Annotated in this window: 11 protein-coding genes and 1 pseudogene; 7 read left to right on the plus strand and 5 right to left on the minus strand. The window is 66.3% G+C overall.

Annotation, left to right across the window (positions count from 1 at the left end; genetic code table 11):
* Nucleotides 1–503 precede the first annotated feature (503 nt).
* The gene (gene tyrS / locus K7I12_RS16740; RefSeq protein ID WP_031385293.1) at nucleotides 504–1715 is read right to left on the minus strand and encodes a tyrosine--tRNA ligase; all 1212 of its coding nucleotides are present in this window, start codon (nucleotides 1713–1715) and stop codon (nucleotides 504–506) included.
* Nucleotides 1716–1836: 121 nt separating this feature from the next.
* Between tyrS and K7I12_RS16745 the strand changes: the two genes are divergently transcribed.
* Nucleotides 1837–2955, plus strand: a complete 1119-nt coding sequence (locus K7I12_RS16745) for an anhydro-N-acetylmuramic acid kinase (protein ID WP_031385292.1) — start codon at nucleotides 1837–1839, stop codon at nucleotides 2953–2955.
* 30 nt (nucleotides 2956–2985) lie between these two features.
* Here the strand turns inward: K7I12_RS16745 and K7I12_RS16750 are convergent, their stop codons facing one another.
* The gene (locus K7I12_RS16750; protein ID WP_031385291.1) at nucleotides 2986–4134 is read right to left on the minus strand and encodes a PilT/PilU family type 4a pilus ATPase; all 1149 of its coding nucleotides are present in this window, start codon (nucleotides 4132–4134) and stop codon (nucleotides 2986–2988) included.
* Between the two features lie 18 nt (nucleotides 4135–4152).
* Nucleotides 4153–5202, minus strand: coding sequence for a type IV pilus twitching motility protein PilT (locus tag K7I12_RS16755; RefSeq protein ID WP_031385290.1), 1050 nt, complete (start codon nucleotides 5200–5202; stop codon nucleotides 4153–4155).
* A 40-nt stretch (nucleotides 5203–5242) separates the two neighbouring features.
* Here K7I12_RS16755 and K7I12_RS16760 point away from each other — a divergent pair, with 40 nt between their 5' ends.
* The 5 genes from K7I12_RS16760 to metW all read left to right on the plus strand — a co-directional run bounded on the left by K7I12_RS16760 (nucleotide 5243) and on the right by metW (nucleotide 9507).
* On the plus strand, nucleotides 5243–5950 hold the full coding sequence (locus K7I12_RS16760; protein WP_031385289.1) for a YggS family pyridoxal phosphate-dependent enzyme: 708 nt from the start codon (nucleotides 5243–5245) through the stop codon (nucleotides 5948–5950).
* 67 nt (nucleotides 5951–6017) lie between these two features.
* Complete coding sequence (gene proC / locus K7I12_RS16765) at nucleotides 6018–6845, plus strand: pyrroline-5-carboxylate reductase (RefSeq protein ID WP_031385288.1); 828 nt, start codon at nucleotides 6018–6020, stop codon at nucleotides 6843–6845.
* Nucleotides 6846–7078: 233 nt separating this feature from the next.
* Complete coding sequence (locus tag K7I12_RS16770) at nucleotides 7079–7669, plus strand: YggT family protein (protein ID WP_031385287.1); 591 nt, start codon at nucleotides 7079–7081, stop codon at nucleotides 7667–7669.
* An 84-nt stretch (nucleotides 7670–7753) separates the two neighbouring features.
* Nucleotides 7754–8911 carry a homoserine O-succinyltransferase MetX gene (metX, locus tag K7I12_RS16775; RefSeq protein ID WP_031385286.1) on the plus strand — a complete coding sequence of 386 codons (1158 nt, stop codon included), beginning with the start codon at nucleotides 7754–7756 and terminating at the stop codon, nucleotides 8909–8911.
* Complete coding sequence (gene metW / locus K7I12_RS16780; RefSeq protein ID WP_031385285.1) at nucleotides 8911–9507, plus strand: methionine biosynthesis protein MetW; 597 nt, start codon at nucleotides 8911–8913, stop codon at nucleotides 9505–9507. Before metX ends, metW begins: the two co-directional genes overlap by 1 nt.
* On the opposite strand, the gene sfsA is transcribed toward metW, so the two are convergent.
* Both sfsA and K7I12_RS17740 read right to left on the minus strand, forming a co-directional pair.
* Entirely contained in the window at nucleotides 9491–10249 is a 759-nt protein-coding gene (sfsA, locus tag K7I12_RS16785; RefSeq protein WP_031385284.1) for a DNA/RNA nuclease SfsA, read from the minus strand. The two genes, metW and sfsA, sit on opposite strands and share 17 nt — an antisense overlap.
* A gap of 1 nt (nucleotide 10250) precedes the next feature.
* Nucleotides 10251–10409, minus strand: a pseudogene (locus K7I12_RS17740) (aminotransferase); the annotation flags it as partial.
* Nucleotides 10410–10841: 432 nt separating this feature from the next.
* Between K7I12_RS17740 and dksA the strand changes: the two are divergent.
* Entirely contained in the window at nucleotides 10842–11279 is a 438-nt protein-coding gene (gene dksA, locus K7I12_RS16795; protein WP_031385282.1) for an RNA polymerase-binding protein DksA, read from the plus strand.
* The last annotated feature ends 160 nt before the right edge of the window (nucleotides 11280–11439 follow it).

An 11439-nucleotide genomic window follows, 5' to 3' on the forward strand; every position in this document is an offset into this window, starting at 1 on the left:
ATCGCGTGACTTGTCACCGCGTATCGGGCAAGCGCCCACATGAATTACCTGATCGATTGTTAAAGAGCGTCTCGCTGTGCCGTCGCGCCACCGGGTGGCTCGCCAGCGCCCTGCGAGGAAGGCGTATTCTACCGATCCGGGCCGCGCTGTCAAGCGCCGGGTCGAGCCCATCGCGCTCAATCCAGAGCGCCGGACCCAGCCCGAAACGCGAGGGCAGTGTAGTGTCCGTGAGCGTTTTCGGCAATCCCAATCCATTCGAACGCCTTCAAAAACCTCTCACGAAACAACCACTTGCTTCTCGAATCACCGCCCGCGACGCGGTGCGTCGTCGGCAGCGGATGCGTACTTTACGGCCCCCGTGCGACGATGGCAAGCCCTGGCGATGAAAAAAGTGCCTTCAGGGGCGAATGGCCCTGCGCGCTTGTCCACATCCGCCGGGCCGGTCTTCGGGTAAACCGGCTGTGGATAATAAAACGCCCGCGCGGGGCGGGCGCCGGAACGAGTCACGACAGCGGTCCGCTCAGCGTGACCCGCGCATAGCGCTTCTTGCCGGCCTGGATCACATAGCTCCTGCCGGTATCGAGCATATGATCGCGCGCGACCACCTCGCCATCGACCTTGACCCGACCATTGCCGAGCATGTCCTTGGCCTGGGCGCTGTTGTTGGCCAGATTGGCACGGTTGAGCACGGCGGCGATCGGCGCCTGGGCGTTGCCTTCGAAGTCGACCGTCACTTCCGGCAGGTCCTCCGGCAACTCGCCCTCGGCCAGCCGGTTGCCGGCCGAGCGGTGCGCGTTGGCGGCGGCTTCCTCACCGTGATAGCGCGTGATCAGTTCGCGGGCGAGCTCCATCTTGACGTCGCGCGGGTTGGCCCCGGCCTCGACGTCACGCTTGAGCGTCTCGAACGCCTCGTTGCTTTTAAGCGAGAGCAGTTCGAAGTAGCGCCACATCAAACTGTCGGGCATCGACACCAGCTTGTTGAACATCGCCCCCGGCGCCTCGTCGAGGCCGACGTAATTGCCCAGCGACTTGGACATCTTCTGCACGCCGTCAAGCCCTTCGAGCAACGGCATGGTGATCACCACCTGCGGCGGCTGGCCGAAGTGCTTCTGGATCTCGCGCCCCATCAGCAGGTTGAACTTCTGGTCGGTACCGCCGAGTTCGACGTCCGCCTCCAGCGCCACCGAATCGTAGCCCTGGACCAGCGGATAGAGGAACTCATGGATCGAGATCGATTGATTGGCACGGTAGCGCTTCTCGAAATCGTCGCGCTCGAGCATCCGTGCCACGGTCGACTGGGCGGCCAGCTCGATCATGTCGGCCGCGGAGAGCTTGTTCATCCAGTCGGCATTGAAGGCGACGATGGTCTTCTCGGGGTCGAGGATCTTGAAGACCTGTTCGCGGTAGGTCTTGGCGTTGGCCTTGACCTCGCCTTCGGTGAGCGGCTTGCGGGTGACGTTCTTGCCGGTGGGGTCGCCGATGCGCCCGGTGAAATCGCCGATCAGGAAGATCACCTCGTGACCCAGTTCCTGAAACTGGCGCATCTTGGTCAGCAGCACGCTGTGCCCCAGGTGCAGATCGGGCGCGGTGGGGTCGAAGCCGGCCTTGATACGCAGCTTGCGCCCGGAGGCCAGCTTTTGCTCCAGCTCCTCCTCGAGCAGAATCTCGTGGGCGCCGCGCTTGAGCAGCGCCAGCGCATCGGCGACGTCGGTCATCGTGCCCTCTCCATTTATAAACAGTTGCCTGGCATTAAAGCGCTTGCCTGGAAGAATAGGGCAGGATGTTAGCATGTCTTGACTTGGCGGTTGAGCGCCATTCACGCAGAGAGAGGCCCTTATGCCGTTGTTCGTTGGCTTGATGTCCGGAACCAGCCTGGACGGAATCGATGCCGCCCTGGTGCGCTGCGGCGAAGGCCGCCCCGAGCTCGTCGATGCGCTGGGCATCGACATCCCCGACAGTCTGCGCCAGGTGCTGTTGATGCTCTGCCAGTCACGCCAGGCGAGCTTCGCCGATCTTGCCTATGCCGAGCAGGCATTCTGCGAACTGCAGGGCGAGGCCGTCGCCCGGTTGCTCGCCGCCAACGATCTGGAGGCCGGCGCGATCACGGCCATCGGCAGTCACGGCCAGACCATCGAGCACGCCCCGCACGGCATATCGCCCTATACCTGGCAGCTGGACAATCCCAGTCTGCTGGCCGAGCTCACCGGCTGCCCGGTGGTCGGCGACTTCCGGCGCCGCGACCTGGCCGCCGGCGGGCAGGCCGCCCCGCTGGCCCCGGCCTTTCATGCCGCACTGTTTCGCGGCGCCCGGGAGTGGCGGGTGGTACTCAATCTCGGCGGTTTCGCCAATCTGACCCTGCTGCCCCCGACAGAAATCGACACGCCGGTCATCGGCTTCGACACCGGCCCGGCCAATGCCCTGCTGGACGCCTGGCATGCGCGCCACCAGGGCGGCCATTTCGATATTGACGGGCAATGGGCCGCGACGGGTGAGGTCGACGAATCGCTGCTGAAGCGCCTGCTCGACGACCGGTTCTTTCATCAGCCGCCGCCCAAGAGTACCGGGCGCGAGTACTTTCATCTCGACTGGCTGGCAGCATACGCCAGCGGCCGCGAGGCGCCGCAGGACATTCAGGCCACGCTGGCCGAACTGACCGCCGCCAGCGTGGCCCTGGGCATCGAACAGGCGCTCGCCCGGCAAGGCGCCGAAGGACCGCTGACGTTGATCCCCTGCGGCGGCGGGGCACGCAACGCCGACCTACTGGCGCGTTTGCAACGTCGCCAACCGGCGCTGGCCCTGGCGCGCTGCGACGACTTCGGCTGGTCGGCCGACTGGCTGGAAGCCGGCGCCTTCGCCTGGCTGGCCTGGTGCCGCCTGGAAGGGCTGCCCGGCAACCTGCCCAGCGTCACCGGCGCCGCGGGAGAACGGGTCCTTGGCGGACTGTATAGCGCCTGAACCCAGGCCCGGGGTTCGCTCGGGCCATCATCACTCGAAGTCGTCGCTGGCCCGCAGCGACAGCCGGCTCGCGGCGTCCAGCGCCTGGCCGACGCCCTGCCCGTCACCCTGGCCGTACTTGATCATCATGCGCAGATCGTTGGCGGAATCGGCATGCACCAGTGCGACCTCCTGGCTGATATCGCCACGCTGGTAGAGCTCGAACAGCGCCTGATCGAAGGTCTGCATGCCCAGATCGCGCGAGCGCGCCATCAGCGCCTTGATTTCGCCGACCTCGCCCTTGCGGATCAGCTCGCTGACCAGCGGCGAGCGCAGCAGCACCTCGATCGCCGGCGCACGCCCCTGACCGTCCTGACGCGGCAGCAACTGCTGGGCGACGATCGCCTGCAGGTTGAGCGACAGATCGAGCCAGACCTGCTCGTGGCGTTCGTTGGGGAAGAAGTGAATGATCCGATCGAGCGCCTGATTGGCGTTGTTGGCGTGCAGCGTCGCCAGGCACAGATGGCCCGTCTCGGCGAATGTCAGCGCCTGCTCCATGGTCTCGCGGGAACGGATCTCGCCGATCATGATCACGTCGGGGGCCTGGCGCAGGGCGTTTCTCAGCGCCACCTCGAAGGATTCGGTGTCGATGCCCACCTCGCGCTGGTTGATGATCGCCCGGCGATGCTGGTGGATGTACTCGATGGGATCTTCGATACAGATGATGTGGCCACCGGCGTGCTCGTTTCGGTGCTGAATCATCGACGCCAGTGTCGTCGACTTGCCGGCCCCGGTACCGCCGACCACGCACACCAGGCCACGCTTGAGCGAAACCAGTTCGCCCAGCGTGGCCGGCAACGACAGCGCTTCCAGCGACGGAATATCGTAAGCGATGCGCCGCACCACCATCGCCATCTGGCTGCGCTGATAAAAGGCGCTGATGCGAAAGCGACCCTTGCCCGGCAGGCTGAGCGCGAAGTTGGCCTCGCGCCGGGCCTCGAAACGCTCGCGGGCGCCCTCGGGCAGCGCCGCCAGGACCAGCTCGCGCACCTGGTCGACGCTCAACGCCGTGTCGCCCAGCGCCACCAGTTTGCTGCTGATCTTCAGCGACGGCGGGGCGTTGGTCGACAGCAGCATGTCCGAGGCCTGCTTGTCGATCATGATATCCAGCAACTGATGCAGCCATTTACCCGGTGTCATGCACTCTCCTGTGGCCGGTTATTGCGCGCTGCTCGCCTCGGGCAGATGCCCCTTGGCCTTGCTCTGGGCTTCCTCGCGGCTGATCACGTGCTGGCTGACCAGCTTGGCGAGCGCCGTATCGAGTGTCTGCATGCCCTGGTTGCCGCCGGTCTGGATCGCCGAGTAGATCTGCGCCACCTTGTCCTCGCGGATCAGGTTGCGTACCGCCGAGGTCGCCACCAGGATCTCGTGGGCGGCGACCCGCCCGCCGCCGTTGCGCTTGAGCAGGGTCTGCGAGATGACGCCCTGCAGCGACTCGGAGAGCATCGAGCGCACCATCGACTTCTCGTCGCCGGGAAACACGTCGATGATCCGGTCGATGGTCTTGGCCGCCGAGGTGGTGTGCAGGGTGCCGAACACCAGGTGGCCGGTTTCCGCCGCGGTCAGCGCCAGGCGAATGGTCTCCAGGTCGCGCAGTTCGCCGACCAGGATCACGTCGGGGTCCTCGCGCAGCGCCGAGCGCAACGCCTGGGTGAAGCCCTGGGTATGGCGATGTACCTCGCGCTGGTTGATCAAACTGCGCTTGCTGACGTGGACGAATTCGATCGGATCCTCGATGGTCAGGATATGGTGATGCTGGGTGTCGTTGATGTGGTCGATCAGCGCCGCCAGGGTCGTCGACTTGCCCGAGCCGGTCGGCCCGGTCACCAGCACCAGTCCGCGCGGCAGTGCGGCGAAGCGCCGAAACACATCGCCCAGATCGAGCTCCTCGAGGGTCATCACCCGCCCGGGGATGGTCCGGAATACCGCCCCGGCGCCGCGGTCCTGATTGAAGGCGTTGACACGAAAGCGCGCCACCCCGGGCACCTCGAAGGAGAAGTCGGTTTCCAGCTGGGCCTCGTAGTCACGGCGCTGCCGGTCGCCCATGATGTCGTAGATCATCTTGCGGACGTCGCGGTCGTCCATCGCCGGCACGTTGAGGCGGCGAATGTCGCCGTCGACGCGAATCATCGGTGGCAGCCCGGCGGAAAGGTGCAAGTCCGAGGCATTCTGCTTTGCCGAAAATGCCAGGAGTTCGGTAATATCCATTCGATTCCCTGCTTACATTTCTTATAAGGTCGATGTCAGTATGCCAGACGTTCCGGTCAGCGAGGCACTCGCTCATGCGCGCCGCAGGCTGACCGACGCCTTGGCGCAGGCCGGGCGTGACAGCGATGCGGCACAGTTGCTGGCGGTCAGCAAGACCAAGTCCGCTGGTCTCGTTCGCCAGGCCTACGGGGCCGGGCAACGCGATTTCGGCGAGAATTATCTCCAGGAAGCACTCGACAAGCAGCACGAACTCGCCGACCTGGAGGCCATCGTCTGGCATTTCATCGGCCCTTTGCAATCCAACAAGACCCGCGCCGTCGCCGAGCACTTCAGTTGGGTCCACAGCATCGAGCGTGCCAAGACCGCCCGGCGGCTATCCGAGCAGCGCCCCGCCGCCCTCGGGGCGTTGAACGTCTGCCTGCAGGTCAACGTCAGTGGCGAAGCCAGCAAGGCGGGGATCGCCCCCGAGGATCTCGAGGCGCTGGCCCGCGAGGTCGCCGGGCTGCCCAACCTGCGGCTGCGCGGGCTGATGGCGATTCCCGCGCCGGCCGTGGGGCTCGACGCCCAGCGCCGACCGCTGGCCGAGCTGCGACGGCTCAAGGAGCGCCTCGCCGAGCGCCTGCCCGAGCTTACTCTCGACACCCTGTCGATGGGCATGAGCGACGACCTGGAAGCGGCGGTTCTCGAGGGCGCCACGCTGGTTCGCCTGGGCACGGCGATCTTCGGCGCCCGCGCCGTTCGTCATTGAACGCGGCGCCGGGCGAGTGCCGACCACGAGCGCTACGGCTCCGTACACAGCGACAAAGGACACACCCATGGCAAGCCAAGTCACCTTCATCGGCGCCGGCAACATGGCCAGCGCCATCTTCGGCGGGATGATCGAAGCCGGCTATCCGGCCACGGCGATCACCGCCACCGCGCGGCGCCGTGAAACGCTCGAGCCGCTCGAGGCGCGTTATGGCATCAATGTCAGCACCGACAACGATGCCGCCGTGGCCAACGCCGACGTCGTGGTGCTGTCGGTCAAGCCGCAGCTCATGCGCGAGGTCTGCGAGCGCCTGCGCGACGTCGTGCAGGCGCGCCGCCCGCTGATCGTCTCGGTGGCCGCCGGACTGAATGCCGAGACGCTGGATGAATGGCTCGGCGGCGGGCTGGCGGTGGTACGCTGCATGCCCAACACACCGTCGCTGGTCGGCGCCGGCGCCTCGGGGCTGTACGCCAACGCCCGGGTCAGCGAGCAGCAGCGCCGGCTTGCCACCAGCCTGCTCGAGCCTGTGGGGCTGGTCGAGTGGGTCGACAACGAAACGCTGATCGAGGCGGTCACCGCTGTGTCGGGCAGCGGTCCGGCCTATTTCTTCCTGATCTTCGAGGCGCTCGAGGAAGCCGGCAAGCGACTCGGCCTGCCCGCCGACAGTGCGCGACGATTGGCCTTGCAGACCGGCTTCGGGGCGGCGAGGATGGCCCAGCAGAGCGAATTCGAGCCGGCCCAGCTGCGCCGCAACGTGATGTCGCCGGGCGGCACCACCGAACGCGCCGTGCACTGCCTGGAAGACGGCGGCCTGCGCGAGCTGTTCGCCGAGGCCACCGAGGCCTGTGCCGCGCGGGCCCGCGAAATGGCCGCCGAGCTCGGCAAGAAGGACTAGGCTTCGTCTGAAAAGTCGACGAGCGATGGCCAGGCAAGGCAAAAAATGGGCGAAAAGGCGGAGTTTACGGGTTGTAAATGAGTACTTTGAGCCTATTTTTAACGCCGCATGGTCGAGTGCAGGCACTTTTCGGACAAAGCCTAAATTCACACGCCGCGACACGCCCACCCCGCGCCCGAACCCGGCGCGCGCGTGAATCGGCCTGACGGTTCGAATCGACACGGAGGAGTTCCATGGGGAGTCAACTGGGCGGCGCCGGCCTGATGCTGGTCAACATGCTGATCAACATCTACCTGTTTCTGCTGATGCTGCGTTTTCTGCTGCAGGCGTCGCGAGCCGATTACTACAACCCGCTCAGCCAGTCGGTGGTCAAGGTCACCCAGCCGGCGGTCAAGCCGCTGCAAAGCTTTCTGCGCCCGGTCGGTCCGTTCGACCTGGCGACGCTGGCGGCCGGCTTCATTCTCAAGGCGCTGAGCATCGTGCTGATCATGTGGCTGGCGATCGGCGGGCTACCGCCGTTGGCGGGGATCGCCATCGCCTCGCTGGCGGCGCTGGCCAGCGCGATCCTCAAGATCTATTTCTTCGCGCTGATCGGCATGATCATTCTCAGTTGGGTCGCCCCCCAGGCCAGCCATCCCGGGGCGATCTTGATCATGCAACTGGTCGAGCCGGTCATGGCGCCGGTGCGCAAGGTCATACCGCCGCTGGGCATGATCGACCTGTCGCCGATCGTGGTATTCATCATTATCAACCTGGTCGATGGCCTGGTAGTCGGCTCGCTGACCCGCGCCGCCGGTATTTCCGGCATGCTGGTCGGCTTCTAGCCGCTAGCCGCCGCCCGCCGGCCGATCGCCAATACAAGACGGGGCCGACGAGCCCCGTGCCGAACACTGGACACGACACGCTTGATGAATGAATCGCTTCCCGCCGACTCGGTGGGCCTGGTGACGCCACAGCATCAGCACTTCGAGGCGCCGCTGCCGCTGGCCTGCGGCAAGACGCTGCCGGCCTACGAACTGGTCTACGAGACCTACGGCGAGCTCAACGCCCGGCGCGACAACGCCGTGCTGATCTGCCACGCGCTGTCGGGGCACCACCACGCCGCCGGCTATCACAGCCCGGACGAACGCAAGCCCGGCTGGTGGGATGCGCACATCGGCCCGGGCAAGACGCTCGACACCAACCGCTTCTTCGTCGTCTCGCTGAACAACCTCGGTGGCTGCCATGGCAGCACCGGGCCGTGCAGCGTCAACCCCGAGACCGGCCGGCCCTGGGGCCCGGACTTTCCGGTGATGACCGTCGCCGACTGGGTGCACAGCCAGGCGCGGCTGGCCGACCGGCTGGGCATCGAGCGCTTCGCCGCGGTGGTCGGCGGCAGCCTCGGCGGCATGCAGGTATTGCAGTGGGCGCTCGCCTACCCCGAGCGCATCGCCAATGCCGTGGTCATCGCCGCCACGCCGCGCTTGTCGGCGCAGAACATCGCCTTCAACGAGGTCGCCCGGCAGGCGATCCGCTCGGACCCCGACTTCAACGACGGCTGGTACGATCAACACGGCACGCTGCCCAAGCGCGGCCTCAAGCTGGCGCGCATGGTCGGCCACATCACCTATCTGTCCGAGCACTCGATGGGCGCCAAGTTCGGCCGCGACCTGCGCAGCGACGAGCTCAACTTCGGCTACGACGTCGAATTCCAGGTCGAGTCCTATCTGCGCTACCAGGGCGACGCCTTCTCCATCGCCTTCGATGCCAACACCTACCTGCTGATGACCAAGGCGCTCGATTACTTCGATCCCGCCGCGGCCCACAACGGCGATCTCGCCGCCGCCCTGGCGCCGGCCAGTTGTCGTTTCCTGGTGGTCAGCTTCTCCACCGACTGGCGCTTCGCGCCGGAGCGCTCGCGGGAACTGGTCGACGCGCTGATGCGCGCCGGCAAGCCGGTCAGCTACGCGGAGATCGACTCGCCGTTCGGTCACGACGCCTTTCTGCTTCCCGATGCTCGCTACCAGGCGGTCTTCGGCGGTTTCATGAAGCGCGTGGCCCGTGAACTCGGCCTGGAGGGCAAATGATGCGCGCCGATCTCGAACTGATCTACCGCTGGGTGCCCGAAGGCGCCCGGGTGCTCGACCTGGCCTGTGGCGACGGCGAGCTGCTCGACGCGCTGGCCCGCGAAAAGGACGTGTTCGGCTATGGCCTGGAGATCGCCCCCGCGGGCATCACCGCGTGCCTCGAGCGCGGCGTCAACGTCATCGAGCAGGATCTCGACCAGGGCCTGGCCAATTTCGAGAACGACGCCTGCGACCTGGTGGTCATGACCCAGGCGCTGCAGGCGCTGCGCCGCCCCGACCTGATGCTCGACGAGATGCTGCGGGTCGGCCGCGAGGCGATCATCACCTTCCCCAACTTCGCCTACTGGCGCCATCGCTTTTATCTCGGCTTCAAGGGCTACATGCCGGTGTCGCGCTCGCTGCCGCACGCCTGGTACGACACCCCCAACATCCACCTGTCGACCTTCAACGACTTCGAGAAACTGTGCCGCGACAAGGGCCTGGTGATCACCGACCGGGCAGTCGGCACCGGCGAGCACAAACGCAACCGCGCCAGCCGCATCTGGCCCAACCTGTTCGGCGAGATCGCCATCTTCCGCGTCAGTCGGCGTCGTTAGCCGTCACCAGCTCGCGCTCGAGCGCCACCGGCAGGCGTCCAGCCAGGCTGATCGAGGCTGGGCGCGACGCCTGATGGCTTACCCGGCAACCATAGGCCAGTATCTCGACGCCGCGCTTCGCCACCCGCCGCAGCGTCGTCGCATAGTGCGCATCGATGTGCGCCGCCGGCGCGACGGCGGTTATCCCGGTGTGCGCCACGCAGAACAGCAGCACCGCCCGCTGGCCGCCGGCGGCCAGCTCGGCCAGCGCTTCCAGGTGGCGCGTGCCGCGCACGCTGACCGCATCGGGGAAATAGCCGTGGCCGTCGGGCTCGCGCAAGGTGACCTGCTTGACCTCCACAAACGCCGAGCCGCGGCGCGGATCGTCGAGCCGAAAGTCGAGCCGCGAGCCGGCGACCTGGGCCTCGCGCTTGAGCTGCGTGTAGCCGGCCAGCTCCGCCACCCGCCCCGCCGCGAGCGCCTCGGCGACGATCGCATTGGTGCGCCCGGTATGCACCGAGGCGCTCGCCAGCGTGCCGTCGGCCTGGGGCAGTTCGACCAGTTCCCAGGTCCAGGCCAGCTTGCGCGCCGGGTTGTCGCTCGGCGCCAGCCACACCCGGCAGCCCGGCACGTTGACCGCACGCATCGAGCCGGTATTCGGACAGTGCGCCACCACCGTCTCGCCGTTGGCCAGCTCGACGTCGGCGAGAAAGCGCTTGTAGCGCCGGCGCAGAATGCCCGGCACCAGGTCGGGGTAGTCCACATCAGCCTCCCGTCTGACGCGCCAGGAAGCGCTCGAGGCGGACAAGCGCCTCTTCGAGCCGGGCGACGTCGTTGGTGAAGGCGACCCGCACGTGATGCTCGCCGCCGCGCACCGCGAAATCGACGCCCGGGGTGATGGCGACGTTTTCCTCTTCCAGCAGCGCCCGCTGACCGGCCTCGACGACCGGCGGCGGCGTGGCGAAATCAGGCTCGTCGACTTCCAGATGGATGACGTCGTGGCCCGCCGCTTCGCGGGCCTGAGCCAGCTCCAAAAGCTGCATGACACGAAACGCCTGCATCCGCTCGATGCGTTCACTCCAGTGCATGATTGCTTCCTTGGTCGCGCCTTCAGCGCCGACGGCGAGCCGACGGCGAGCCGACGGCGAGCCGACGGCGGCAGTCAGTTGTCCACGCCCGACGACACGCGTCAAGATTCCTCGCTGGGCGGACGTTCAATGGTTGCAATGCCGGCGCTTTTTCGCTAAATAAGCAAGGCTTCGGGTGGGCATGCCATCCGCGGAGCCGCCGATTCGACGTGGCGGGTCCGAGCGGCCGGGCATCGGCCCCAGTCACTTGAGTAATGAGGCAGCCCCATGCCAGTAGCAGAACAGAAGACGGAAGCGCCAAAGAAATTCACCCCGTACGAGCCGGCACCGGGTGAAGAGTACATGAACGAGCAGCAGCTGGAGCACTTCCGACAGATCCTGCTCGGCTGGAAACAGGATCTCATGGAAGAGGTCGACCGCACCGTGCGTCACCTGCAGGAAGACGCCAACAACTATGCGGATCCGGCCGATCGGGCGACTCAGGAAGAGGGCTTCAGCCTGGAGCTGCGCACCCGTGACCGTGAACGCAAGCTGCTCAAGAAGATCAACGAAACAATCGAGAAGATCGACGAGGACGATTACGGCTTCTGCGAGGCCTGCGGCGTCGAGATCGGCATCCGCCGGCTCGAAGCGCGCCCCACGGCCACCTTGTGCGTCGACTGCAAGACGCTGGCGGAACTCAAGGAAAAGCAGCTTGGCGGCTGAGTGATCGGTGGGTCGAGACGGGCGCCCCGGTGGCGCCCGTTTGCGTGTGCGCCAGGCATGGCGCGCAGCGCCTGAGTGGCGCTGTTCCCGAGGGTGGTGCCTCGGGATGACTTGGGGGTGAAAGTCCCCTGTACGCCCGGCAAGGGGAAGTACTAGCCGA

Origin of the sequence: Halomonas sp. IOP_31 (assembly GCF_021151495.1) — a bacterium.
GTDB lineage: Bacteria > Pseudomonadota > Gammaproteobacteria > Pseudomonadales > Halomonadaceae > Modicisalibacter > Modicisalibacter zincidurans.